This window comes from Candidatus Midichloria mitochondrii IricVA (assembly GCF_000219355.1).
Classification (GTDB): Bacteria; Pseudomonadota; Alphaproteobacteria; order Rickettsiales; family Midichloriaceae; genus Midichloria; species Midichloria mitochondrii.
The window spans coordinates 1,000,325-1,023,943 of sequence record NC_015722.1 but is presented as its reverse complement, the minus strand read 5'-3'; the positions used below and the strand labels follow the sequence as shown (position 1 = coordinate 1,023,943).

The 23,619-nt window shown below is 36.7% G+C and carries 32 protein-coding genes and 1 pseudogene; 15 read left to right on the top strand and 18 right to left on the bottom strand.

Annotated features, from left to right (window positions below; all coding sequences use genetic code 11):
* Positions 1 to 6: 6 nt before the first annotated feature.
* From nhaA to tyrS, 3 genes are read left to right on the top strand one after another with little or no spacing between them, the layout of a single operon-like run.
* On the top strand, positions 7 to 1,179 hold the full coding sequence (nhaA, locus tag MIDI_RS05300) for a Na+/H+ antiporter NhaA (RefSeq protein WP_013951551.1): 1,173 nt from the start codon (positions 7 to 9) through the stop codon (positions 1,177 to 1,179).
* A complete protein-coding gene (locus MIDI_RS05295) occupies positions 1,180 to 2,421 on the top strand; it encodes a lipoprotein-releasing ABC transporter permease subunit (RefSeq protein WP_013951550.1) in 1,242 nt (413 codons plus the stop codon).
* 10 nt (positions 2,422 to 2,431) lie between these two features.
* Positions 2,432 to 3,667: a tyrosine--tRNA ligase gene (gene tyrS / locus MIDI_RS05290; RefSeq protein ID WP_013951549.1), complete on the top strand. Its 1,236-nt coding sequence runs from the start codon at positions 2,432 to 2,434 to the stop codon at positions 3,665 to 3,667.
* A 16-nt stretch (positions 3,668 to 3,683) separates the two neighbouring features.
* On the opposite strand, the gene queF is transcribed toward tyrS, so the two are convergent.
* Positions 3,684 to 4,502, bottom strand: a complete 819-nt coding sequence (gene queF / locus MIDI_RS05285) for an NADPH-dependent 7-cyano-7-deazaguanine reductase QueF (RefSeq protein ID WP_013951548.1) — start codon at positions 4,500 to 4,502, stop codon at positions 3,684 to 3,686.
* A 191-nt stretch (positions 4,503 to 4,693) separates the two neighbouring features.
* Here queF and MIDI_RS05280 point away from each other — a divergent pair, with 191 nt between their 5' ends.
* The 8 genes from MIDI_RS05280 (at position 4,694) to MIDI_RS08980 (ending at position 10,960) form a co-directional block, all read left to right on the top strand.
* Positions 4,694 to 5,791: a flagellar basal body P-ring protein FlgI gene (locus tag MIDI_RS05280; protein WP_013951547.1), complete on the top strand. Its 1,098-nt coding sequence runs from the start codon at positions 4,694 to 4,696 to the stop codon at positions 5,789 to 5,791.
* A 1-nt stretch (position 5,792) separates the two neighbouring features.
* Entirely contained in the window at positions 5,793 to 6,047 is a 255-nt protein-coding gene (locus MIDI_RS05275; RefSeq protein WP_013951546.1) for a hypothetical protein, read from the top strand.
* 3 nt (positions 6,048 to 6,050) lie between these two features.
* Positions 6,051 to 6,503 (top strand): hypothetical protein, encoded by a 453-nt coding sequence (locus MIDI_RS05270; protein WP_013951545.1) that lies wholly within the window; start codon positions 6,051 to 6,053, stop codon positions 6,501 to 6,503.
* Between the two features lie 14 nt (positions 6,504 to 6,517).
* Positions 6,518 to 8,926 (top strand): FlgK family flagellar hook-associated protein, encoded by a 2,409-nt coding sequence (locus MIDI_RS05265; protein WP_013951544.1) that lies wholly within the window; start codon positions 6,518 to 6,520, stop codon positions 8,924 to 8,926.
* A 19-nt stretch (positions 8,927 to 8,945) separates the two neighbouring features.
* Positions 8,946 to 9,821, top strand: coding sequence for a hypothetical protein (locus MIDI_RS05260; RefSeq protein WP_013951543.1), 876 nt, complete (start codon positions 8,946 to 8,948; stop codon positions 9,819 to 9,821).
* Between the two features lie 102 nt (positions 9,822 to 9,923).
* Positions 9,924 to 10,298: a flagellar assembly protein FliW gene (locus MIDI_RS05255; RefSeq protein WP_083809658.1), complete on the top strand. Its 375-nt coding sequence runs from the start codon at positions 9,924 to 9,926 to the stop codon at positions 10,296 to 10,298.
* A gap of 214 nt (positions 10,299 to 10,512) precedes the next feature.
* Positions 10,513 to 10,782, top strand: a complete 270-nt coding sequence (locus MIDI_RS05250) for an AAA family ATPase (RefSeq protein WP_041185536.1) — start codon at positions 10,513 to 10,515, stop codon at positions 10,780 to 10,782.
* Between the two features lie 37 nt (positions 10,783 to 10,819).
* A complete protein-coding gene (locus MIDI_RS08980) occupies positions 10,820 to 10,960 on the top strand; it encodes a hypothetical protein (protein WP_192805745.1) in 141 nt (46 codons plus the stop codon).
* Between the two features lie 69 nt (positions 10,961 to 11,029).
* Here the strand turns inward: MIDI_RS08980 and MIDI_RS08975 are convergent, their stop codons facing one another.
* Together MIDI_RS08975 and MIDI_RS09885 are read right to left on the bottom strand one after the other, a co-directional pair.
* Positions 11,030 to 11,254 carry a hypothetical protein gene (locus tag MIDI_RS08975; protein WP_192805765.1) on the bottom strand — a complete coding sequence of 75 codons (225 nt, stop codon included), beginning with the start codon at positions 11,252 to 11,254 and terminating at the stop codon, positions 11,030 to 11,032.
* Entirely contained in the window at positions 11,239 to 11,367 is a 129-nt protein-coding gene (locus MIDI_RS09885; RefSeq protein ID WP_272940954.1) for a hypothetical protein, read from the bottom strand. The genes MIDI_RS08975 and MIDI_RS09885 overlap by 16 nt, the downstream gene beginning before the upstream one ends.
* A 378-nt stretch (positions 11,368 to 11,745) precedes the next feature.
* Here MIDI_RS09885 and MIDI_RS06465 point away from each other — a divergent pair, with 378 nt between their 5' ends.
* Positions 11,746 to 12,051 (top strand): DUF4143 domain-containing protein, encoded by a 306-nt coding sequence (locus tag MIDI_RS06465; protein ID WP_410517926.1) that lies wholly within the window; start codon positions 11,746 to 11,748, stop codon positions 12,049 to 12,051.
* A gap of 476 nt (positions 12,052 to 12,527) precedes the next feature.
* Here the strand turns inward: MIDI_RS06465 and MIDI_RS08165 are convergent, their stop codons facing one another.
* The 3 genes and pseudogenes from MIDI_RS08165 to MIDI_RS08160 all read right to left on the bottom strand — a co-directional run bounded on the left by MIDI_RS08165 (position 12,528) and on the right by MIDI_RS08160 (position 13,075).
* Positions 12,528 to 12,740 carry a transposase gene (locus MIDI_RS08165; protein WP_237697446.1) on the bottom strand — a complete coding sequence of 71 codons (213 nt, stop codon included), beginning with the start codon at positions 12,738 to 12,740 and terminating at the stop codon, positions 12,528 to 12,530.
* Positions 12,730 to 12,777: pseudogene (locus MIDI_RS10455) on the bottom strand (hypothetical protein); the annotation flags it as partial. The pseudogene MIDI_RS10455 and the gene MIDI_RS08165, both read right to left, overlap by 11 nt.
* Positions 12,758 to 13,075 (bottom strand): hypothetical protein, encoded by a 318-nt coding sequence (locus MIDI_RS08160; protein ID WP_052567730.1) that lies wholly within the window; start codon positions 13,073 to 13,075, stop codon positions 12,758 to 12,760. The gene MIDI_RS08160 and the pseudogene MIDI_RS10455, both read right to left, overlap by 20 nt.
* Positions 13,076 to 13,303: 228 nt before the next feature.
* Between MIDI_RS08160 and MIDI_RS08970 the strand changes: the two genes are divergently transcribed.
* Entirely contained in the window at positions 13,304 to 13,450 is a 147-nt protein-coding gene (locus MIDI_RS08970) for a hypothetical protein (protein ID WP_192805744.1), read from the top strand.
* Positions 13,451 to 14,116: 666 nt separating this feature from the next.
* Here the strand turns inward: MIDI_RS08970 and MIDI_RS05230 are convergent.
* The 9 genes from MIDI_RS05230 to MIDI_RS10625 all read right to left on the bottom strand — a co-directional run bounded on the left by MIDI_RS05230 (position 14,117) and on the right by MIDI_RS10625 (position 19,963).
* On the bottom strand, positions 14,117 to 14,500 hold the full coding sequence (locus MIDI_RS05230; protein WP_041185534.1) for an FG-GAP repeat domain-containing protein: 384 nt from the start codon (positions 14,498 to 14,500) through the stop codon (positions 14,117 to 14,119).
* A 342-nt stretch (positions 14,501 to 14,842) separates the two neighbouring features.
* Positions 14,843 to 15,076 carry a hypothetical protein gene (locus MIDI_RS05225; protein WP_041185533.1) on the bottom strand — a complete coding sequence of 78 codons (234 nt, stop codon included), beginning with the start codon at positions 15,074 to 15,076 and terminating at the stop codon, positions 14,843 to 14,845.
* 675 nt (positions 15,077 to 15,751) lie between these two features.
* Entirely contained in the window at positions 15,752 to 16,822 is a 1,071-nt protein-coding gene (gene mnmA, locus MIDI_RS05220; protein WP_041185532.1) for a tRNA 2-thiouridine(34) synthase MnmA, read from the bottom strand.
* A 2-nt stretch (positions 16,823 to 16,824) separates the two neighbouring features.
* Positions 16,825 to 18,483, bottom strand: a complete 1,659-nt coding sequence (yidC, locus tag MIDI_RS05215) for a membrane protein insertase YidC (protein WP_013951535.1) — start codon at positions 18,481 to 18,483, stop codon at positions 16,825 to 16,827.
* A 17-nt stretch (positions 18,484 to 18,500) separates the two neighbouring features.
* Positions 18,501 to 18,701, bottom strand: a complete 201-nt coding sequence (yidD, locus tag MIDI_RS10450; RefSeq protein ID WP_202795464.1) for a membrane protein insertion efficiency factor YidD — start codon at positions 18,699 to 18,701, stop codon at positions 18,501 to 18,503.
* Between the two features lie 25 nt (positions 18,702 to 18,726).
* Positions 18,727 to 19,107 (bottom strand): ribonuclease P protein component, encoded by a 381-nt coding sequence (gene rnpA / locus MIDI_RS05210; RefSeq protein ID WP_160162288.1) that lies wholly within the window; start codon positions 19,105 to 19,107, stop codon positions 18,727 to 18,729.
* A gap of 12 nt (positions 19,108 to 19,119) precedes the next feature.
* Positions 19,120 to 19,260 (bottom strand): 50S ribosomal protein L34, encoded by a 141-nt coding sequence (gene rpmH / locus MIDI_RS05205; RefSeq protein WP_013951533.1) that lies wholly within the window; start codon positions 19,258 to 19,260, stop codon positions 19,120 to 19,122.
* Between the two features lie 78 nt (positions 19,261 to 19,338).
* A complete protein-coding gene (locus tag MIDI_RS07435) occupies positions 19,339 to 19,590 on the bottom strand; it encodes a hypothetical protein (RefSeq protein ID WP_192805743.1) in 252 nt (83 codons plus the stop codon).
* A gap of 97 nt (positions 19,591 to 19,687) precedes the next feature.
* Positions 19,688 to 19,963: a transposase gene (locus tag MIDI_RS10625; RefSeq protein ID WP_237697355.1), complete on the bottom strand. Its 276-nt coding sequence runs from the start codon at positions 19,961 to 19,963 to the stop codon at positions 19,688 to 19,690.
* 298 nt (positions 19,964 to 20,261) lie between these two features.
* Here MIDI_RS10625 and MIDI_RS08720 point away from each other — a divergent pair, with 298 nt between their 5' ends.
* Positions 20,262 to 20,513 (top strand): hypothetical protein, encoded by a 252-nt coding sequence (locus MIDI_RS08720; protein WP_160162287.1) that lies wholly within the window; start codon positions 20,262 to 20,264, stop codon positions 20,511 to 20,513.
* Positions 20,514 to 20,608: 95 nt separating this feature from the next.
* Positions 20,609 to 20,743 (top strand): hypothetical protein, encoded by a 135-nt coding sequence (locus MIDI_RS09880; RefSeq protein WP_272940953.1) that lies wholly within the window; start codon positions 20,609 to 20,611, stop codon positions 20,741 to 20,743.
* A 605-nt stretch (positions 20,744 to 21,348) separates the two neighbouring features.
* Here MIDI_RS09880 and era read toward each other — a convergent pair.
* From era to lepB, 3 genes are read right to left on the bottom strand one after another with little or no spacing between them, the layout of a single operon-like run.
* Positions 21,349 to 22,224, bottom strand: a complete 876-nt coding sequence (gene era, locus MIDI_RS05200; protein WP_013951531.1) for a GTPase Era — start codon at positions 22,222 to 22,224, stop codon at positions 21,349 to 21,351.
* 3 nt (positions 22,225 to 22,227) lie between these two features.
* Entirely contained in the window at positions 22,228 to 22,896 is a 669-nt protein-coding gene (rnc, locus tag MIDI_RS05195) for a ribonuclease III (RefSeq protein WP_013951530.1), read from the bottom strand.
* Positions 22,868 to 23,617 carry a signal peptidase I gene (gene lepB, locus MIDI_RS05190; protein WP_013951529.1) on the bottom strand — a complete coding sequence of 250 codons (750 nt, stop codon included), beginning with the start codon at positions 23,615 to 23,617 and terminating at the stop codon, positions 22,868 to 22,870. Before lepB ends, rnc begins: the two co-directional genes overlap by 29 nt.
* Between the last annotated feature and the right edge of the window lie 2 nt (positions 23,618 to 23,619).

Genomic DNA, 23,619 nt, shown 5'->3' with positions numbered 1-23,619 from the left:
ATTACTATGATACCAAAAGGATTAACTAATTTTGCTTTGTTGATACATAATGCTGTTGAAAAGGGACTGTTACTTTTTATAGCTACTTTCTTAACTCTAATTGTTTCCAATTCTAGTTGTGCGAGTTGTTATGAGGCATTTTTCCAAACCAAAATAAGTTTAGCATTTGCGCATCACTCTCTTGGCCTCTCCATAAGGGAGTGGATAAATGACTTATTAATGGCAGTTTTCTTTTTCAGTGTTGGCATGGAGATTAAACGTGAATTAGTGGTTGGTCATTTATCTAAAGGAGAGCAACGGGTATTGCCTTTGGTTGGTGCAGTTGGAGGAGTAGTATTCCCTATAATTATTTTTATCTTATTTAATAAAAACTATGAGTTAAATATGAAGGGGTGGGCTATTCCTGCAGCTACGGATATTGCGTTTGCTCTTGGAGTGCTAGCCTTATGCGGTAAGGGCCTACCTATATCACTTAGAGTATTCTTAACCGCTCTTGCTATTATTGATGACCTAATTGCAGTATTAATAATTGCTTTTTTCTATACTGATTCATTGCAGTTGCAGTATTTGTGGTATGTTGGGCTGTGTGTAATATTTCTTTCTATATTATGTAGCAAAAAAATCTTTTCGGGTCCGATTTATCTAGTTACTGGCATGATTATGTGGAGCTTAATATTAGCAAGCGGAATTCATGCAACAATTGCAGGGGTCATTATGGGTTTATTTATACCAATTACTGCAACAGATGGATCTAAGCCTATAGAGAATATTGAGAAGAGTTTATATCCCTTAGTCGCTTATATAATTATTCCAGTCTTTGCATTTGCGAACAGCGGAGTGAATTTATCAAATTTATCCTGGGAAGTATTCTGTAGCCCTATAGTTTTAGGAATAACTCTAGGTTTATTTGTTGGCAAACAACTAGGAATTTTTGGGACGGTATATCTTTTAGTCAAAACAAAAATTACTTCTTTGCCCGAAAACACAGATTTAAAGCAGTTTTATAGTATAGCGATTATTTGCGGGATTGGCTTTACGATGAGCTTATTTATGAATGTTTTAGCCTTTGATGAGGTAGAGGAATACACGAGTATAGTAAAAATTGGTGTACTAAGCGGCTCATTATTATCTTTCATATTTGGCGCTTTAGTGTTAAAAATCACTCAAAAGACTAATTAAATGGTAACAAAAGTAGAACTCTTAATCGCATTAAGATATTTGCGTACTAAAAATAAAGAAGGGTTTATATCGATTGTTAGTGCCTTTTCTTTGGTTGGGATAACCTTAGGCGTTGCTACCTTAATAATAGTGATGTCAGTCATGTCAGGTTATGAAGTGCAGCTAATTAGCAAAATACTCGGAATAAATGGCCATATCACAATCAGTTCAAGTCAGGGCGATATAAAAGACTTTAGAGACTTGCAGAACAAAATTAGTCGCATCGAACATGTTAATTATGTAGCGCCAATTATCATTGCTCAAGCAATGATAATTGGCGCTACAGGTAGATCTAAAGGAGCACTAGTTAGAGGTATAGATGGTAAAGATTTAGAAAAGAAACCAGCTATGGGATCCTTAACATCGATTAATGAGTTTAATTCTTATAAAAACAATGAGGGCGTATTCATTGGCGAAGCTATGGCAAGAGAAATGGGAGTTGATATTGGTGATTATGTTAAGCTTGTAGCTCCTAAAGTTGAGAATTTAGCATTTGGTATGGTACCTCGCATAAAAACGTTCAAAGTAGTTGGTGCCTTTGATGTTGGCATGTATGAATATAACAGTAATAGCATTTTTATGCCGCTTCGGTATGCACAATTATTTTTTGATCATAGTGCTACTGACTTGGAGATAGTAATTGATCATCCGCAGCATCTTGCGTTGGTCAAAAGAGAAATTAACTCTATCATTGGTAACGAGTTAAGTATAATTGATTGGAGTGCTGCAAATCAATCTTTGGTAGCTGCCTTACGCGTGGAGAGAAACGTGATGTTTTTTATATTGATGCTGATTATTTTAATCGCTGCATTTAATATCATTTCAAGCCTTATTATGTTAGTTCAGGATAAGAAAAAAAGTATAGCAATACTTCGAACTATTGGAATGAAGAAGACGTCGATTTTAAGAATATTTATGATTTGCGGTTCTATAATAGGAGTTACTGGAACTTTTTTGGGAGCAATAATTGGCATACTATTTACAATTTATATAGAGCAAATCCGCCAATTTTTAGAAAATATGACTGGGCAAGTTATATTTGATCCTGTAATATATTTTCTCACCAGTTTGCCTGCAGAATTTTCGGTTACTAGCACGGTTATAATAGTTTCTACGGCATTACTATTATCGTTTTTAGCAACCATATACCCCGCATGGAAAGCTGCGAGTGTGATGCCAGCAGCTGCTTTACGTTACGAATAGGTGTGTGTTTATGAAAAGAAAATCAGATCTATTAAATTTTTTATATGAAAGAGGCTATATACATCAGTCAACTAACGATGATGGCCTTGATGAGTTACTAGCAGCTAAAAAAGTTAGGGCCTATATTGGATTCGATTGTACAGCCCCATCGTTGCATGTTGGAGGCCTGATTCAAATCATGGTACTACGTACCTTACAGAAATTTGGGCATGAGCCGACAGTATTGTTAGGTAGCGGCACGACCAGAGTCGGTGATCCATCCGGGAAAGATGAGATGAGATCTGTGCCTTCAGAGGAGCAAATAGAAAAAAACAAACAATCAATTAACAAAGTATTTGCTCAGTTCATTAATTTTGATCAAGGTGCGACTTCTGTTGATAATGCAGATTGGCTACTGAGTCTAAATTATCTTGAGTTTTTAAGTCAGTATGGCAGACATTTTTCTGTTAATCGGATGTTAACTTTTGATAGCGTCAAGATTAGGCTTGATAGGCGGCAGCCTCTTACGTTTCTTGAATTTAGCTATATGTTATTGCAAGCTTATGATTTTCTTGAATTACATAGAAAATATAATTGTACGTTACAGCTCGGCGGCTCAGATCAGTGGGGTAATATAGTAAACGGTATAGAGTTAATTAAAAGAGTGACCGGTAATGAAGTTTTTGGATTAACTTCACCGTTACTTACAACAGCTTCTGGCGCTAAGATGGGTAAAACCGCAAGTGGAGCTGTTTGGTTAAATGAAGACATGCTCTCTAATTATGATTATTGGCAATTTTGGCGTAATGTGGACGATGCGGATGTGATAAAATTCCTCAAATTATTTACCGAGCTTCCTATCGCTGAGATTGATAGAATGGCCGCACTCCAAGGAGCAGAATTAAATGAAGCTAAGATAGTTTTGGCAAACGAAGCTACCACACTTTGTAGAGGGAAAGAGGCAGCCAAAGCTTCTATGGAGACTGCTCGAAGTACTTTTGGTGGAGGAATAGGGGAAGATCTGCAACAAGTTGAGTTAGAGGCGGATTCCTTAAAGGATGGTATACCCGCTTTCAAGCTTTTTGTAGCCGCAGGTTTGTGTGCTTCAGGCGGTGAAGCAAGGAGGCTAATAAACGGCAATGGAGCTAAAATCAATAATGAAATAGTAGCGGCCGAAACTGAATTAATTAATGGTTCCTATGTCCAAGATGGTAAAATAAAGCTTACAGCTGGAAAAAAGAAACATGCGATTGTAGTTATAGTATAGAGGCGCAAGGAAGAAGCTACTGCCTAAAGCTTCTATAGTTGGACTGGGCGAAGTTTTCAGATGAGGATCTTATTGGGTTAATATCTATACCTCCTCTTCTTGTATACCTTGCAGATACCTCTAAAAAGTTAGGTCGGCAATTTTTATAAATTTCAAAAAATATGCGTTCAATACACTGTTCGTGAAATTCATTTAAATTGCGTAGAGATATTATGTACCGTAAAACAGAGATATGATTTATTTTTTGGCCACTATATCTTACAATTAGAGATCCAAAATCTGGCTGTCCAGTTACTAAGCAATTGGATTTTAACAGATGTGTATATAATAGCTCTTCCACTATATCATGCGCTTGTTCTAAGATGGGCTTATCATTGCAATTTTTAATATTAATATCTAAGTCATCGAGCAAAATCCCCTGAATTTTTTGTGGTATGTAGTGGCTACTTTCCACATTATATAGGACACATTTAATTTTGGTTTTCAATATTGTAGAAAGATCATTGGTAATAAGATTGTGGACTTCTTCTGGAGTATTAAAATTGCTGTTGTTAAAGGAATTTAAATAAAGCTTTAAAGATTTTGACTCAACCATGAATTCAGAATTTGCATCATAGATTATCTCAGCAATCCTGACCTGAGGCTTACCTTGAATATCAAGCCAAGAAACTTCATAAGCATTCCATATATCGACTCCATGAAATTGCACCGGATTTTGGCCTACAAATAACTCTGCTCTTTTTAATTTTCTTGGAATTGCAAATAATAAATCAGGCTTATACTTACTTATATATTGCGATTTTTTACCAAGCTCAGAGGAAGTTAGGTTAAACATAGTTAGAATTGATTGTTTTAACAGTAGTGGTGCTCATTTTCTTGTATAAGATATATCCTAGTTATTCAACTAGATTTAGGGCCTTTGTTAAATTTTCACAAGGACAACTTAAGGGTGTAAAATTACTTGCCAAACTAAAAAATCAGTGCTCAACTTTTAACATAAGTCTTTATTTATTAGGTGACCTCGCAATGAATTTTTGTACAGTTTTTTGTGCACTTTTCTTATTCGTTTCTTCTTTTACCCAGTTTGCCTCTGCAGAATCAAGGATAAAAGATATAGTAAATTTTGAGGGCATAAGAGATAACATATTGGTTGGTTATGGCCTTGTTGTTGGCTTAAATGGTAGTGGTGATAACCTAAAGAATTCTGCCTTTACGGAAAAGGGGTTAGTAGATTTTCTTGAAAGATTAGGAATTAATAGTAGAGGCAGCAACCTAAAAACTAAAAACATTGCAGCGGTAATGGTAACGGCTACAATTTCCGCATTTGCCCGTACTGGTAGCAAGATATCTGTAAGCATTAGTACTCTTGGCGACGCTAAAAGCCTTAAAGGAGGCACGCTTATTGCTACCCCTCTTTTGGGGGCAGATGGAGAAGTTTATGCAGTGGCTCAGGGGCCGGTTAGTATAGGAAGCCTTGCTGATCCTGATCCTAGCAAAATTAAGGCAGTGCCGACTTCTGGATATGTAAATAATGGGGCAATTATAGAAAAGGAAATAAATTTTTCCTTAAAAGAGGTTTCTGAGATGAGGCTAGCGTTGAAAAACCCAGATATTACAACTGCTAGAACAATTGCCACTGCAATAAATAATGCGCAGCAGGATGATTTGATAGCTTCAGTAGAGGATCCTGGAACTATAAAAGTCAATGTACCTAATCACTACAGAGATAACGCAGTTAATTTTCTTGCTGAGATTGAAAATTTAACTATTCAGCCAGATCAAGTCGCTAAGATAGTAATAGATGAAACGACTGGTACCATTGTCATTAGTGAGAATGTAAAAATCAATACAGTTGCTGTGGCCCAGGGAAATCTTAGAGTAAAAATTACTGATCAAGAAGGCTTTGTACAGAGCTTAAGGAATGCAGCTAAGAGTAAAAAAGAGCTTGATGAAGAACAACGCGCAGACCCTGGCACGAATCTTGCTGTATTAGAGAATGGAACTAATTTGAGTGATTTAGTAAACGGATTAAATGCGTTAGCAGTAAAAACTCATGATTTAGTTGCTATACTAAAAACAATACAACAAGCGGGGGCGCTACAAGCAGAAATAGAGGTAAGATAATATGCAAGTAACAAGTATTAATAATAAAAATATAGATAAAGCCGCCTTTAAGATGACAGAAATGTTCGTTAGGGAAATGCTTAAACCTTTGCTTGAAGAGGTGACAAAATCCTTAAATGTTGGAGATTCAGTTGATAGTGAAGTTTATGCTTATCTTCTGCAAGAGAAGTTGGGAGAGCAAATAGCTAGTAGTGTAAATATTCAGGATAGCATTAGAAAATATTTAGCTGCTTACAATCCAAATAATGAGGCTTAAGAAATGAGAGAAGAGTTAAGTAAATATGATAAGCTTTATAATTCGATAGTTTGCTTAAGCGATCTTATAAGGCTTGAGAACAAGCTAATAGAAAAAGATCAGATAGATGAAATTGTCCAATTATCTGATGAAAAAGAATTCCTGACTAATATGGTGTTAGAAAACAAGAGTATTATATTTAATGTACTTAGAAATGAAGAAGTTATTGCCTTGAGTATAACTAAAGATCAATATTCCTCAATTAAAGAATCGGTTAGCGCTCTCTTAACGCTAACTGAAGAAAACGCAAGACTTATAGGAAAAAGACTATATGTAATAAATATTATTCTGTCTTCAATACAGCGTGTAGCCAAAAAAGAAGAGAACAAACTCGCTCTATATGGTTCTAGCGGCAAAAATCTAAACTTTAGTAATAAAGTAGGCAGCAATGCTTTCAAGTTTAACTCGACAATTTAAAGAAGGGAAATGCTATGGCTAATATCTACAATATTTTCTCCAGTGGATCAAAAATAGTAAATGAAGGAGTAGTGACCGCCACAAGAAATAGTGAAAGTGCAGCGGTTGATTCTTTATATATAAGAACAGATGTTAAGTATACTGATGATCGTTTTGGTAATATAGAGGCTAAGTTAAATGCTGCTATTAATACTGATCTGACTAAGGGATATATTGACATGGTTTCGCAGGCAGAAAGGAGCAAGATTATGGATGAATATAGTAATAGGATAATTAACGCCATAGGGCAACCTAATGACGCTTTTGCGTTACATAACTTGTTTAACAAGGTTAATGGTATACTCAGTGATTTACATAGAAATGGCGATCGCAAAGCTATTATTGCATTAAATAAGTTGACAAAAAAGCTTAATTCCATTCATGAGACATTACAAGATATGAGAGGAGAGGCTGACCTAAATATAGAGAAATCAATATTTGAAATTAATCAATTGCTTGCAACGGTCCGGGAGGGCAATAAAGTACTCCGAGAAAACCAGCAGCGAAAAGATGAACAGATTTATGTAGATACGCAAAAGAGTATTTGGGCTGCGACTAGTGAACTTGCAAAATATTTTTCAATTGCGACAAAGACACTTAATGATGGAACACAAGAGATAAACATTGTAACTGATAGGGAAATATATAATTTAGTTGGAAGATCAAGTGCTACTGAATTTGCCTATAAAAGTGAAGGCGTTTCAAATATTTTGTCTGAGGAGCCATTTAATAGAATAGTTCTCAGAAAGCTTGGGGTTAGTAGTAAAAGCTTATATGCTGTAGATGACTTTACAGTAGTATCAAGCGGTACAGATAGTACTAATACAGAATATAAAATTCAAAGTGGAATTTTAGGCGGACTTTTAGAAGCTAGGGACGGCTTGCTCGCCGATGCACTTACAAACATTAATAAGTTATCTGAAAAATTAATGAGAAACATGAATTCAATGCACAACGCACTGACTTCACGTGCTGGGGCTCCATTATTAAGTGGAAGCGTAAATTTCAATCTCGATTCAACGGTAGCTGCACGAGGTAAAGCATTAATAGCATTAGTTGACGAAAATGGTAGACCAGCTAACTATGAAGGCCAGGATTTTGTACCTTTAGAGCTTGATATGGCGGAACTTGATTTAAATTCAACAGGTCAAACAAATGTGCGGTCAATTATAACCAGGATAAATGATTATTTCTCTGCGGATAACAGGAGAGTGGAGGTATCTGGGTTGTATGATATTAAATTAGTTTCTAAAAGCCCGCAGATTACTAACACGAATATACTAGAATTGGGAATAGAAGTAACCAATGCGATGCAGACTTCAGAAACAGGATTTAAGATTACTAATCTTAAGGTAACTAATGGTGCAGGTATTGAGCTTAAAAGCGATACTAATCTTAATACCTTAAACATGATTGCGGCCGGAGCGCGGCAAAAAATAATTCCTGGATTAAGTATTGATACTAATAATAGTATTGATGCAAGCGGTAACCCTATTGTTGCTCCTACTTACCCTTATACAGTGGAATTGATTGTTGAAGTCCAAAGTATAGATGATAGTGGACCAGTTTACAGTAAGATAGTTTATGAAATAGGCGATCCTGCTTTTTATGCTAATAACGTAAATGGAATTTTAGGTAAGTCTTTTTCTGCAAAAGAAGTTTTACCTCCTAATAGCGGGGATACAAACTTTGGTAAGTTGAAAGTGACTAATCCGACAAATATCCTTACTTCGTCATTAGTTAATGAAAGTGGTGCACAAATATCTGAGGCTGGTATAGGAGGATTTTTAGAGCTTAGAACGAATACCAATAAGTATAAGATAGCCATTTTGCAGGTTGATGAGCAAATGAGTGGAAAGGCAAATAATGTTGATCGGATGCTAACAGCGGGTTTCAGCGAGTTCTTTGGACTTAATGACCTTTTTAGACCTCGTGATGCTAGTAATTTTCAAAATTATAAAAATGCAGCGAAAGATATATCAATAAGAAATGATATACTAAAAAACTCAAAATTGTTTTCTTACTCTCAATTAACTATTTATAGAAAAGAGGGCGAAAAGGGTAATGTAGTGAGTTCTTGCGAAGTTGGTTTATCCAATTATAGGATTGAGAGTAAATGGCCAATTATAGCCACTGATATATCGAAAAATATCGGTAATCTAATTTTTCATTCAGAATGCAAGCATAGAGAATTTAAGTCATTACATGAGAACCAGGTCAGTATTTTAGAGAATATAGAAGCGGAATTAAATACTCAACAAGGATTTGATGATGATCAGTCGAAGTATGATTTATTTCAATTAAGCAGTATGCAATCGGCTCTATCTATAGCGTTTTCTAATACATTAAAAGTCAATCAGGCTTTCTTAGATGCTTTTAAGTAATTTTTAAATAGGTAATTTTATGGTGAATTCTGCTTATATATCTAAAATGCAACCAAAGCAGCTTAATAGAAGTGCTAATGATTTATACTCTGCAAGACAAAAAGACTATACCAACCCTGATTCAGGGTTTACTTACAAAGCTCCTACTTGGAGTGGCTTAACTGTTAATCAAATAAATGAAATAGTAAATATAGAAGCTACAAGCGCTGAAGCGAAGGCAGAGGAGGGCAAACTGTGTGATATCGAGAATAAGGTCAATGTGGTTATTAATGTATTAGATAGTATTGAACAAATTGTAACAAAAGTGAAAGCACAGTTAGCAGAAGATAATAACTATAACAGAATCACAAGCCTTAACCAACTGAGACATATTGGAGAAAATGCCTTAAAGGCTGTTGTTGCATTATGTAACTCAAAAAGTAGTAATGGGGATTACGTTATGAGTGGTAATCAAATTAAAATAAAGCCTTTAGAGGAAAGTGACTTAAGTTACAACGGCGGCACTTCAAATCTTTCTCTTAGTTTAAAAGGCCAATACAGCGGCGAAATAGAGGTGCGGGCTGACAATGTAGCTATAAAAAATATATTAGACTCATTTAAACAGATTGCTTCTAAAAAAGAGATTGGGTATGGCAAAATTAATCAAGTATTAGATGAATCCTTTAATGAGGTTGTAAGGCTGCGCTTAGGGGCTGCAATGTTTCTTCAAGAAATTAAATACCTGAAAGATAAGTATCAGTTAGACAGCAGTAACCTCATGAGCAATCATCAAGATGCTGCGTCTCAGAGTGATATTGAGTATGCAGGAGTATTAAGAAGCAAAGAAAATCAATATGATAGGACGCTTGAAATAACGAAAAAATTTTTAGAAATTTTTGACCACAATAGAGGTTAAAGATGAGTAATAATGCTTTAGATAAAAGGCTCTTATCAGAAAGCGAAACCGAAGTTATTTCCAATAAATTTGGTAAATTCAGAGTATTAAAAATCTAATAAAATAACGCTGCCCTTTGGTTTAATAGGAATTCCTGAATTAAAGTTTTATTATATAATAGAAAATTTTAATTCAACCATAGATAACTTCTCTTTATTGCAAAGTACTGAAAGGGAAGCAGTGACCTTTCTTTTATATCATCAAGAAGTAAATAATTCATTGATAAATAAGATAGATATTATCACGACTTGCATGTTGATTGGAATGAAAAAAGAGGAAGTCGATTTGTTTTTGATAGCTTCTTTAAAAAAGGGGGTGGAGGGCAAAACGAACATCGCGTTGAATACTAAGGCCCCATTATTTATCGATAGAAACAATAATATAGGTATGCAATATGTTCTACAAAACAATTTGTATAGTACTCAACATTTGTTATAAGATCTTTAGCTCAAAACTATAAATACCATTTAAAACCATTGCTGCTTCTCTTAGTGTTATTCATTGACTTAGCGTACTCAAGATTATATTTCTTATTAGCATTACTATTAAGGAATTAATTCCGCCATGTATCAGAGATTAATTAAAACGAATTTACCAAAGAATCAGTCCGGCCTTCCTATGGGGTGCTAGAAAGACTGGCAAATCCACATACTTGAAGCAACATTTTCCAAATTCAATTTATTATGATTTTTTAAAATCCGATGAATATTTGCGTTATTTGAAAGCTCCTCATAAATTAAGAGAAGGGCTTCTAGCCACAGGAGGTTCTCCATATCATATAATAATAGATGAAGTACAAAAGGTTCCCCAAATTTTAGATGAAATACAATGGCTGATAGAAAATGCTAATTTATCTTTTATATGGTGTGGCTCTAGTGCCCAGAAACTTAAAAGAACAGGTGCAAATTCCGGCATTGCCTAATATTTATAGATAGGAGTTTCAAATCCAGCAAATGCCTATGGAAGAAGAGGGTGAGAGTAGCGCAAAGCATCCTCAGGGGTTTGCTATAGCGCTTCGTTCTTCGATTAAAACTAGCTGGATAATGCCTCTTAAAGAATTCTTTGATTCTACAAATGAGGTCTCAGCTTTTGTTTTGTGATGGTGCGTGGAGATTTTATAGTATTCGTAAACGCTGTAATCATCTGTACATGCTCATTTATAACGTTCCTCAAAGCCTAAATGACAGGTTCAGGTGGGTTGCCTTGCTCCCGTCACCTACTTCAAAATCAATAATTTCACCCGCTCCTCTATCAACAGTAATCCATATAAAGGTGTACCCCACTTCCATTCTTTGGTCTTTTTTTATATATGTGCACAGCTCGTCAATCTCTAGGACCTCGATATCCTTAAGTGACTTTGTGCTGTTGCAGCTCTTATCTAACTTTTCTTGCACATAGCGTCCCCCCGTCCTTCGATCCATGAAGATATTTGGCTGTTATGGATTCCAGTCAGTCTCTCTATCGTCCTAATCCCGCAGTCCTCAAGGTTAGGTTTTAAGTCTATCATTCATCGTGTATTTCTGCCGCTTATTACCTTCTCGGTAATTCTTTTTGCAATTCTTGCACCTATTACCTCTTGCTGTCCCTATACCACGCCATTCTTCACCTGCTCGCTAGAGCCGCAATATTTACACTTGATTGTCATTTCCTACTTCACCCATTCTACTACGAAGATATCATACCTTCTTATGCCGTCTATAATTACCAGGCATTGCCAAAATTTATTGGGAAGGAGAGCTTGGAAGTATAATTTTTTTTCCGTTACGTATATAGCGAGGTTACGGATTTTTCTTTACTTAAAGTACTGAATCATGGATGTGTGCCTTCTCACTATCAAACAGCAAATCCAAAAAAGGCTCTGAAATCATATATTGAGGATTATTTGGTGCATGAAATTCAAGCAGAAGGATTAGTAAGAAGTCTGCCAGGCTTCGCTAGATTTTCAGATATTATGTCATTTTCAAATGGAGAAATGATAAATTTTACTAATATTTCAAGAGAAGTTGCGATAGATGCAAAAATCGTTAAGGAGTATTTCCATACATTAGAAGATACATTATTGGGTTATTTTATTTATCCATATAGTAAAAAAGTAAACCGAGAAATCATCACTTCTCAACCAAAATTTTACTTATTTGATGTTGGATTAGCAACGCACCTCTCTAAAAATCACTTTGAAACTATAGAATGAAGCCAAGCTGGCAAAGCTTTAGAAAATTATATTTTGCAAGAAATAGTTGCTTACAATAGTATGAAGAACTTGATTGTAAAATAAATTATTAGCGTACTAAAACTGGGTTAGAAGTAGATTTTTTAGTTAACCCCGGTTCGGAGATAAGGTTTAAAGAAATTATCTGATATGGCTTCAAAGAAGCTGTGTAACCATTAAATTTTTCTCAATTTCACGATAAATAACCTCAGTTTGACGTTAAGGAGTAGGCCCATGAGCCTATTTTTCCAATGAGATATATTTGGGTTTGGAGACATAAGCCAAGAGCCCCGAGAGGAGGACTGCCAAGAGATTGTTTGGCAAGTGATGCCGTGGTGCTGGATTTGTCAAATCTCTTTCAATTGTCCGATGGCTGTTTCAATCAATCCACGCCCTGCAAGAAGCAGTTGTTTAAAAGCCGCAAGCGGGTTTTGTTTTTCTTAAGCCGTGTGATGAGCTCAATACCTTGATTGCTCAGTGTTTTTGCTTATATACCACCGATCTCCGAATAGAAGGCCTGTCAAATATTGAGTCAGTTTTTCGACAACGGCTCGATCATCTGTATTACCCGAAGTCAGTGTGAATGACATAATCTCTCCTTGATCATTGAGGCCAAAGAACCATCCGGGTCGACGTTTTCCCACGCTGAGCGACGCCTTTAAGGACCTTATTACGGCTAGTACGTGAGTTATGACAAACCTTTTCCAGCTTTTTGTTGAGTCAACGTACCTGTTTGTTTCCCTTTGCAGCAATTCAGCAGAATGACCAACGGGGTGACCGCGTCTCGCATCAGCTCAACAAAGCGATTGTAGCTGATAAGCTTCGGCAATCCCTCTCTGAGAGAGATTTGAAAACAGTTTAGGTAAAAATCTTTGAATCCGGTAATGCCCTCAAATGAAACAAAACGAGGATCGTTATAACTTCGGAAAGCATCATCCCAGACTCTCGTTCCCTTTGTCTCTGCGAGTTTCTTAAGGATCTTTGGTACGTGAGTTGTCGCTTGCAAAAATCATCAATCAAACAAAATATTTCTACTAGGGGAACCACTTTTCTTATTTATCGTGAAATTGAGAAAAACCTAATGGTTATACAGCTTCTTTAAAACTTATCTCAAACTGGGGTTAACAAAAACACTGAGCAATCAAGGTATTGAGCTCATCACACGGCTTAAGAAAAACATGAAAAACAAAACCCGCTTGCGGCTTTTAAACAACTGCTTCTTGCAGGGCGTGGATTGATTGAAACAGCCATCGGACAATTGAAAGAGATTTGCCAAATCCAGCACACCACGGCATCGCTCGCCAAACAATTTCTTGGCAGACCTCTTTCTCAGGGCTCTTGGCTTATGTCTTCAAACCCAATATATCTCGTGGAAAAATAGGCTCACGGGCATACTCCTTACGTCAAACTGAGGTTAAGTAATTCTTCCCTACGCAAGTTTATATGTGTTGTTACAGGCTCCGTACTAGGATTGTCATGAAAATGAGTATCTACAGGTGGTTGGTTGGATTTTAGTTGCTTTATATATTGGGACACATCAGTATTTGAGTAGTTTCATCGTTATTATATACCTTATGGGTGAGCTTATGCTGATATGATTTATAACCTAAGAAGGCTCCAATACCCAATATTTAAAGAAGCTAATACTCCTATATTGCAACTCCCACACCAGTTGAAGAAGTGCTATGATCCTCATTATTAGATATGCGTACTGTGGATTTGGGAGAGTAGTGGTTATAACTGCAGAAGTGCTGTAATCATTGTTAGTAGACCCAGCTGTTTGCTGGTGCTTGAAAAGGAATTGGCTTCGTAGGTTGAGCTCCCGAACAATACAAATACTCTACCTGCTATATTGGTTAAGGAGTCTTGATACGGATCAGATATTACTAAAACGGACGCCGGTTTTTGTCTCAGTAGTATTGAATGAGAATAAGTCCGTGCCATATCCAGCTTGTTCTGGTGGTATAGTTGCATTTATATCGGACCTGTTATTGCTTCCGTATTAGGGCTTATTGCCATGTCATCTAAGTTATCACCATTAAACTCATTACCTATATAATGAGTTAACTAATATAGAATCTGGCAATATGACATTAAACCCCTTTTTTAGACCAAATATAAGTGTTTGTTCCTTATTACCGTATAGGACACGTATTTTAGTATCTTGCGCATACACAAAATCATCAATTCCGTCACCATTTAGGTCTGCTCTGCCTTTTGCTATTATATACGGAGATTTTGGCAGAAATATGTTTGCTTTTACTGCATCGATAGTGTGGCTTTCCAGTACTGCAGGATCTTCTGTTATTGTGATGGAGGGTGTCAAAGGCAAGAAATCTGAGCAGGAAAAAATAGATATCCCTTTGGTTAATAAGGTATTGTGAATGGTGATATTATAGGGAATTATGCCGCTCGCTATAAAAAGCAGCACTGCTATTGTAGTTTACGCTCCCAGTGTAAGGGATGGAACCGCTATATGGTACATTTCCACTGTAAGAAGCGCTCCGCTACATGGAATATTTAGTTGCTGAGTTCCATATCCACCGTTGCAAACATTCTCCCACAAGGACCATAGTAAAATATATTAGAATACGCTACAGAGATAATTATAGGGTACCATTCCACTATAAGGTACTGAACCGCTATACGAGACAGAACCGTTATTGGTATAGTTGTGTTTGTGGAGTAAAGTCCTAATATACGGCAGTAGAAGGTATAGGCGTTAGAATGATATGTTGACATCTCATTCTCAAATCCAAGATCGGTTTTTCCATCATGATTTACATCGCCAGTAAATCCAAATGAACCTAGATATTTGGTTGAAGTTAAGATTATCATCACTTCGTCTATGAGCGACTTTTATAGGTTGTTGATCTGTAAATATCCTACCCCAATGTTCTATATCTTCAATAGAAGTTTCTCTGGCAAAGGTATAATTGGCGCCGAATACTACATAAGCTGTAGTATTTCCAGAGATTGTTGAGTCATCGATGCCATCACCATTCAAATCTCCACCCGTAGAAAGGTTAGTAGACCAGTCTTCGTAAGTTAAATTAGAATGAGTGATTAAAGACCAACTCCATCGGTAGTTAATTGAATTATGAATGACTCCGTAAAGGAAGAAGAGCCGTATATTATGTCAACACCTTCTTGCGAAGAAATTATACTATATCATTATAACCATTATCATTTAGGTCACTTTTTATGCTTACTGCAAGCTCTAGATTACTTCCTGGTATGAGCGGCCGGACCGAATCTTGAAACCATTTGTTCCATTTAGTTGAGATAGATCTACTGGTGATGAAATATCAGAGCGGCGGAAGACTACAAACACGGTGCCTGCTTCTGGATATGATACTTTGTCCTAAATTAGATGTGGAGTGAGGAGAAGATAAAACTATATCGTAAATCCATCACAGTTCACATCGCCACCTATTGCAATGCCCAGCCTCATAGGATAACCTGTAGATCCATTTATATAAAACCCCAGAGTGAAGTTGAGTAAAATGATTTTGGGTTAAAAGTGTCATAACATGGCCTACAATACAACTCTATGAATTTCACCAGCTTTTCGCCAAGCATTAAATTTGGTTGGATTGTAGTAGTTTGTTGCTTGAGTCCTATTCCAAGATGGTCGTATCTTATTTCAATAAAGGCGCAAGTATTTTTATAAGTGAAAACACTAGTCATACTTTGCAATCCATCCGCCACCTAAAACCCTAGTGCCATCATACATAACACAAGCTTGTCCTGGAGTTATACCTTCGTATGGATCTTGAAGTGAGACATTTGCAGTACCATCTTGGATAGTTGTCACTGTAGCAAGGCTTCCTCCATGCATAGATCTTAATTTGACTGAACACTCTAGAGCCACTGGTTCATCTATGAGCCAATTAATGTCTTTTATTTTTAAATCATAAGATTTTAGATCAGTTTTACTACCGACAATTATTTGGTTGTTTTGCGGATCTATTTTGAGGACATAAAGTGGTTCAGCGCTTGCTATTCCCAAACCCCTGCGCTGCCCAATTGTATAATAAACAATACCGTTGTGTTGTCCAACGACTGTGCCATCTTTTAATACAATATTACCAACTTCAAAGGCTTCAGGTCTTAACTTTTCAATAACTTTAGTATAGCCCCCTTCAGGAACAAAGCATATATCTTGGCTATCCGGTTTGTCTGCAACATTTAACCCGCATCTATTGGCTAAATCCCGGGTATTGGATTTATTTAAATGACCAACTGGAAATTCTAGAAATTCTAATTGTTCTTTGGTTATAGTAAATAGAAAATAACTTTGGTCTTTGGCAGGATCAAACCCTTTATGGAGTTCTGCAGTGCCGTTTTTAATGATTTTTTGTGCGTAATGGCCAGTTGCAAGGGAGTCTGCGCCTAAATCCTTAGCTACCTTAAAAAGATCATTAAACTTTACTTTTTGATTGCAACGCACGCACGGAACTGGTGTTTCGCCTCTGATATAACTATCAGCGAAATCATCTATTACAGACTGCTTAAAAATGCTCTCATAATTTAAAACATAATGAGGTATACCAATTTTCTCAGCAGCCATTTGGGCATCATATATATCTTGCCCAGCACAACATGCCCCTTTTTTACCAACGAAGCTGCCGTAATCATAAAGCTGCATTGTCACTCCTATCACTTCGTGGCCTTGTTCATGGAGCAGTGCTGCAACAGTGGAACTATCAACTCCTCCAGACATGGCCACAACTATTTTCTTTCTAGGCATACCTATTTAACGATTCTTTTAATAACAATTTGTTGGATAATTGATAAAATATTGCTCCAAGTCCAATAAAGTACAAGGCCGGATGGAAATGAAGCAAAAACAAATAAGAAAATTAAAGGTAAATACTTCATTACCTGTGCTTGGGTTGGATCTGCGGGGGCAGGATTTAAGCTTTGCTGCATATGCATAGTAATAGCCATCAACATAGGCAGCACTCCCATCATTAAGAAGGAAGGAACGCTCCATGGAAGTAAGCCAAATAAATTAAATATAGTAGTTGGATCTGGAGCGGACAAATCTTTTATCCACCCAAAAAAAGGAGCGTGTCTCATTTCGATGGTTACGGAAAGTACTTTATATAATGCAAAAAACACTGGCATTTGTAAAAGTAAAGGCAGGCATCCAGACATAGGATTTACCTTCTCTTTTTTATAAAGCTCCATTACCGATTTTTGAAATGCAACGACGTCATCACCATACCTTTCTTTGATGGTCGCAAGCTGAGGTTGGAGCACCTTTAGTCTGTTCATATTTACAAAGCCTTTATATGCAAGCGGAAATAATAAGATCTTAATAAAGATAGTTAAAATTAATATCGCCACTCCAAAATTACCTACAACATTATAGAAGTAATTTAGTAATAGAAATATAGGCTTAGTAATAAAGTAAAGTATTCCAAAATCGACTGCTCGATCAAAAAGAGGAATATGGTATTGATCTTGATACTGATGCAATAGATCTATATTCTTAGCTCCAGCGAATAGGCGTACTGTGTTATTAAAGCTTTGTCCTGGAGATACGGTTATTTTATTTTTTAAGATATCTGCTTGATATTTATGGCCAAACCCGGTCAATTTAGCATTAAATAAAGCATTTGGGTTTGGTAGAATGGAAACAAGCCAATATTTATCAGAAAAGCCTATCCATCCTTTTTGCTGTTTTTTTTCTATACTTTCTTCTTTTAAATCACTGAAGCTATATTCGGTAAGCTGATTATCAAATACGGCGATTGCACCCTCGTGGACTATGGCATTAGATTCATTTTGACCATAAGATCTATTTACCGAAGTATAAGGGTAAACGATAATATCTTCAGAGGAGGTATTTTCTATTCCTTGATTGATATCAAATAAGTAATTCTCATCCAATGTAACTTTAATAGTAAACTTAATTCCCTGATTATTAATCCAGTATAAATTCGCAGAGTTTGGACTGCTGATATCAGCTACTTTCCAGATAGTTTTGTTATTTGGCAAATCAAATTTATTATTAGTACTTAACCAACCAAATTCTGCGAAGTAACTTTTTTGAGTATTTTTCGGTGAAAGCAATACTACTTTATCTTTGGTGCTGAGATCTTTTCCGTATTTTAGCAATATTAAATCGTCTAACCTTGCGCCCTGTAGGTTTATAGAGCCAGAGACATACTCATTAAAAATTCTAATTCGCTTAGACTGCTCAAAATCTTGTTTTAATATTTCTGCTTTGTCTTGGTTTATAGCAGCGATATGGAGTTCTGGTGAGATGTTTATTTGGTTATCAGCTGTTGCGCTAATTTCTGTTGATTTAGGACTTAGGATGGGTGGAGCGAAAAAATACTGCCAACCAAATAAAATTGCTGTACTTAAAATAACAGCGAGAACTAACCTAAATTGTTCCATCAAATGACCTCAAAAAGCTACTTAAAATCTTCGTCAACATAATTACAAAAGGGGTGGCACGAGCCAAGCCTTTTCAATGTTTTCCAGAGCCCAATTATCAACCCATGCTTTTTAAAAGAAAAAACCGCGTACTCTGAGCAAGTGATTCCGTATCTACATGCAGAAGGTAAAATTGGTGATAATATGTACCTATACCCCAAAACAAGTAAAATAGCCACCCGAGTTAACAAAAAGCTTATTAACTTAAGCGATTTTTTGAGTATATGTATCAAAACTTGCAATAGATTTCTCCATTTTTTTTGTGCAAAACAGCATTTCTTCCTTCAATTTTCTATAAGGAGTGAGCAATATACCAGGCTTTGCAACCATAACACATTGAAAGGGCAAGGTTATATTCTTGCTCAAGACATCAGCTATTAATGATTTCATAAGCCTTTTGCAGCGATTTCTTTGCACTGCTCCACCTATTCTTCGACTTGCAGTAAAGCCTACCTTCAAAGTTTTAAGGTCTTCATAATTAGGTGTATAAAATAATAAAAAGCTCGAAGAATAAACCTTCAGACCGTCGTTTGTGATTTTTTTAAAGTCTAATGATTTTTTTAGCCTTTTAATGCTGAAGGTCACCACATAAGAAACTTAAGCTGACAGGACCTTGCGCCCTTGTGCTCTGCGGTTATTCAAAATTTTTCTACCACCAACAGTTGCCATCCTAGCTCTAAAACCATGGCGGCGCTTTCTAACTAATTTACTTGGCTGATAGGTTCTCTTAGTAGACATAAAACTGCAATTATATAAATAAAACTCTCGCTCCTTTATAAACGGCAAATAGTGAAAGTCAATATAAAACAGCTACAGTTAACTGAAATTAATGGCCGAATCTTTAATTTGACTGCTCATATAATCCTTTCCGCTTTCGTTTTTAACCTCAGTTTGACGTAAGGAGTAGGCCCGCGAGCCTATTTTCCGCGAGATAGAGGGTTTATCGGGTTTGAAGACATAAGCCAAGAGCCCTGAGAAAGAGGTCTGCCAAGAAATTGTTTGGCAAGCGATGCCGTGGTGCTGGATTTGGCAAATCTCTTTCAATTGTCCGATGGCTGTTTCAATCAATCCACGCCCTGCAAGAAGCAGTTGTTTAAAAGCCGCAAGCGGATTTTGTTTTTCATGTTTTTCTTAAGTCGTGTGATGAGCTCAATACCTTGATTGCTCAGTGTTTTTGCTTATATACCACCGATCTCCGAATAGAAGGCCTGTCAAATATTGAGTCAGTTTCTCGATAACGGCTCGATCGTCCGTATTCCGAGGTCAGTGTGAATGACATAATCTCTCCTTGATCATTGAGGCCAAAGAACCATCCGGGTCGACGTTTTCCCACGCTGAGCGATGCCTTTAAGGACCTTATTACGGCTAGTACGTAAGTTATGACAAACCTTTTCCAGCTTTTTGTTGAGTCAACGTACCTGTTTGTTTTCCTTTGCAGCAATTCAGCAGAACGACTAACGGGATGGCCGATTTCTTACTAGGGGAACCACTTTTCTTATTTATCGTGAAATTGAGAAAAACTTAATTGTTACACAGCTTCTTTGAAGCCATATCAGATAATTTCTTTAAAACTTACCTCAAACTGGGGTTAACAGAAACACTGAGCAATCAAGGTATTGAGCTCGTCACCCACGGCTTAAGAAAAACATGAAAAACAAAACCCGCTTGCGGCTTTTAAACAACTGCTTCTTGCGAGGGCGTGGATTGATTGAAACAGCCATCGGACAATTGAAAGAGATTTGACAAATCCAGCACAACACGGCATCGCTTGCCAAACAATTTCTTGGCAGACCTCTTTCTCAGGGCTCTTGGCTTATGTCTTCAAACCCGATAAACCCTCTATCTCGCGGAAAATAGGCTCGCGGGCCTACTCCTTACGTCAAACTGAGGTTTTAATAGTTAGAAAGTTAGCCTTATCAGGCACTTTAACAGTGAGCGTGATAAGGTGGTTCTCTTCTGTCATGACCGAGAGATTGATTCTAGTGAGGTAGAGTATTGCTATTCTTCTGAACAATGAAGCTCGTTTTCTGATTGTAAAAGGTGCAGAGATAGAGCTCCGTGTCCCGATGGCTAAAGAGAGGGTCATATGGCAGCTAGAATATGGCATGGAGTGAGCAATAAGGATGCTCATAGCGGATATACAGCCATTGCTATTCTTGGGTTAGATGAAGAATTGACTTTAGGGCATAATTTAATCTTAAACCAAGGTTGGTCTAATTAATTTAGTTGTAATAGTGAGTTTTGACTCTTACCTTGAAACATGGGAGCAGCAAAGGCAATAGTACTATAAAGCAAGTATACTGCTTATAAATTAAGGGGTGATAGGGACAGATGGGCGATTTCCCTCTAAGAAAACTATAGATAAAGCGAGTTGCAATGGAAAATGGCCTACCTTCTGCCCCTTTGCAAGCTTCGCTTGCAAGGCGGACCATAAGCAACCGAGCTTTTCAAAGCAGATCATCACTCAACATCTTACTGGAGGGTCTTTGAAAACTGCTAAAGCGCCAAGCCGCTGAAGCTTCCCTTCGCTGCTGCTCAAAGATAGGCCTTCTAACCAAAAGAGCGGTGTCCAAACCCTATGGGGCACCTCTTTCATAACCATAGGCTTCAGAATAAGCCCATCCAATGCTTCAATTGATACAACAGGTATTAAACCCCAGCATAAAAATTATGCTACTCTCCAAGCTTCTTGCGCGAAGAAGTAATGGGGATACCCATCGGGGCAGTGATGTTTCAAGGATTATTTTGGTTTGCCTGCGGAAAAATTTATCGCGAGTACGCTCTTAATCAAAGTTTCAAAATAGCTATTATAATTAGAAGTACCAATCAATTGCCAAATCCAGCAACACTTCGCTCTATCCAGTCCGGCTTAACTTTAACATAGAGAAATAAATGTACATTCCGCTCCAAAATTTTTGCTATTTGCTCTCTGGCACGCTGACCTATACTTTTTAATTTCTGCCCCCGGGTGCCTAAAATAATTTTCTTTTGCGATGCCTTAAGTATATGAATTACTTGGTTAATCTTAACACTACTGTCCTCTTTGTCTTCCCATAATTCAGTTTGTACCTCCAAAGCATAAGGCAGCTCTGCACCCAGTGCATAGTATAGGGCTTCTCTAGTAATTTCTTCTGCTAAGTTTCTATCGGTAATGTGACTTGCAATATCTTGATCGAATAACCAAGGCCCCTCTATTGCCCTAGCCTGTATATAATTTAACACTTCATTTATTCCGGTACCTTTTTTAGCAGAAATCATAAAAGTAGAGTCAAAGTCATACAGACGATTCATGTCTTGTGATAATTGCAATAATTCGCTTTTAATTTTAAGGGCATCTACTTTATTAAGTAATAAAATTATAGGCTTTTTCAAAGTTTGCAATTGCTTTAATATGCTTGAGAAATCCTGTTTTTTGGCAAATGTTGCATCCACTATAAAACATATAAGATCAGCTTCTTCTAACCCTAAGTTGGCTTGTTTTACTATACTTTTTTCTAAGGGCCTGCTTGGTTTAAAGAGGCCAGGAGTATCTATAAAAACTAATTGAGTATCATCTATATTTGTAATGCCTTTAGTATTAAATCTTGTGGTTTGACATTTTGAAGTTACAATGGCAATTTTTTGTCCAACGATTTTATTAATTAATGTAGATTTACCAGCGTTTGGGCAGCCTGCGAGAGCTATTACTAAAGTTTTTTGCATATGTTAGTTTTTCTTTTCTAGTTCGTTAATTTGGCTTAATAGCGCCGTTGCTGCATTCTGCTCAGCTTCTTTTTTAGACTTACCTATTCCAATTGCTTGCATATCATGAGCGGTCACAGATATCGTGAAGGTAGGAGAATGCGCTACTCCCTCTCTTTTGACAATTTTATAGATAGGTAAAGCTCCATTGTCACGCTGTGCCCATTCTTGAAGAAGAGACTTTTTATCTTTTTCTCCAATACTCTTGTCGTTAAGTAGTGGCCGCCATAACTTTTTTATAAAAGCTGCAACTGTTTCATAATTACTATCTAGGTAAACCGCTGCAATCAATGCCTCCATAGCGTTTTCAAGATTTTTAACATTATCTCTACCTCCAGCAATCTCCTCACCCTCATCCATGATAAGATATTTACCAAGATTTATACTAATTGCAACTTTTGCTAAGCTTTGAGAATTAACAAGATTAGAATGCATAATAGATAACTTGCTATCTGTTGCGTTGATATGCTTTTTATATAGTAATTCAGTGATCACCATAGATAAAATGCTATCTCCAAAAAATTCCAAACGTTCATAATCATTTTCACCGACTTGACTAGCTTTAGTAAAGCTTGGATGGGTAAGTGCTTTGTCTAATAATTTTTTATTGCGGAAGGTGTAAGGTATTGTCATTAGTTAATCTATTGAAGAGACGATCCAATTTAAATTGTGTCACAATTTTCCAAAAAGAAAAATCCCTAGTCCAAAATAATATTTGAGCTCTTCCAACAAGATTCTCTTCTGGTATAAGTCCCATGTCGGACAAAAAGCGGCTGTCTACAGAACGATTGCGGTGATCTCCCATCATGAAATAATAACCTTGAGGGATATGATAAACTGCGGTCTGGTCTGGAAATTCATTGTGAAATCTAAAATTAGCATCGAGAGTATTATATCTTACACCGTTTGGAAGCGTTTCTTCGTAACAATTAAAAATTCCTTGGGGCTCGTCTTTATAAAGAGGATGATATACACCTACTTTTTTTCGTTCTACTGCGGTATCATTGATAAATACAACGGCATTTCTGACCTGTATCTTATCGCCGGGCAGGCCTACTAATCTTTTTATATAATATCTATCGTCATCTGCATGCGGCGACTTAAAAACAATGATATCGCCCCTTTCAGGTTGCTTGGCAAAAAATCTTCCTTTGATTCTATCTAACGCTATAGGGAAAGAATGTTTGCTATAACCATAACTGTACTTTGAAACAAAGAGATAATCTCCTATCATAAGTGTTGGAGTCATAGAGCTGGAAGGTATTTTGTAGGCTTCAAAAAAGAAAGAGCGAAAAATTAGTGCAGCGATTACTGCAATTAGTGTACTTTTTAGGTATTCCCAGAATAATCTCATTA

Excerpts from the sequence above, each read along its gene's own strand:
- nhaA (WP_013951551.1), top strand. The coding sequence starts at position 7 with ATGATACCAAAAGGATTAACTAATTTTGCTTTGTTGATACATAATGCT.
- MIDI_RS05295 (WP_013951550.1), top strand. The coding sequence starts at position 1,180 with ATGGTAACAAAAGTAGAACTCTTAATCGCATTAAGATATTTGCGTACT.
- tyrS (WP_013951549.1), top strand. The coding sequence starts at position 2,432 with ATGAAAAGAAAATCAGATCTATTAAATTTTTTATATGAAAGAGGCTAT.
- queF (WP_013951548.1), bottom strand. The coding sequence starts at position 4,502 with ATGTTTAACCTAACTTCCTCTGAGCTTGGTAAAAAATCGCAATATATA.
- MIDI_RS05280 (WP_013951547.1), top strand. The coding sequence starts at position 4,694 with ATGAATTTTTGTACAGTTTTTTGTGCACTTTTCTTATTCGTTTCTTCT.
- MIDI_RS05275 (WP_013951546.1), top strand. The coding sequence starts at position 5,793 with ATGCAAGTAACAAGTATTAATAATAAAAATATAGATAAAGCCGCCTTT.
- MIDI_RS05270 (WP_013951545.1), top strand. The coding sequence starts at position 6,051 with ATGAGAGAAGAGTTAAGTAAATATGATAAGCTTTATAATTCGATAGTT.
- MIDI_RS05265 (WP_013951544.1), top strand. The coding sequence starts at position 6,518 with ATGGCTAATATCTACAATATTTTCTCCAGTGGATCAAAAATAGTAAAT.
- MIDI_RS05260 (WP_013951543.1), top strand. The coding sequence starts at position 8,946 with ATGGTGAATTCTGCTTATATATCTAAAATGCAACCAAAGCAGCTTAAT.
- MIDI_RS08980 (WP_192805745.1), top strand. The coding sequence starts at position 10,820 with ATGGAAGAAGAGGGTGAGAGTAGCGCAAAGCATCCTCAGGGGTTTGCT.
- MIDI_RS09885 (WP_272940954.1), bottom strand. The coding sequence starts at position 11,367 with ATGATAGACTTAAAACCTAACCTTGAGGACTGCGGGATTAGGACGATA.
- mnmA (WP_041185532.1), bottom strand. The coding sequence starts at position 16,822 with ATGCCTAGAAAGAAAATAGTTGTGGCCATGTCTGGAGGAGTTGATAGT.
- yidC (WP_013951535.1), bottom strand. The coding sequence starts at position 18,483 with ATGGAACAATTTAGGTTAGTTCTCGCTGTTATTTTAAGTACAGCAATT.
- rpmH (WP_013951533.1), bottom strand. The coding sequence starts at position 19,260 with ATGTCTACTAAGAGAACCTATCAGCCAAGTAAATTAGTTAGAAAGCGC.
- MIDI_RS09880 (WP_272940953.1), top strand. The coding sequence starts at position 20,609 with ATGGCAGCTAGAATATGGCATGGAGTGAGCAATAAGGATGCTCATAGC.
- era (WP_013951531.1), bottom strand. The coding sequence starts at position 22,224 with ATGCAAAAAACTTTAGTAATAGCTCTCGCAGGCTGCCCAAACGCTGGT.
- rnc (WP_013951530.1), bottom strand. The coding sequence starts at position 22,896 with ATGACAATACCTTACACCTTCCGCAATAAAAAATTATTAGACAAAGCA.
- lepB (WP_013951529.1), bottom strand. The coding sequence starts at position 23,617 with ATGAGATTATTCTGGGAATACCTAAAAAGTACACTAATTGCAGTAATC.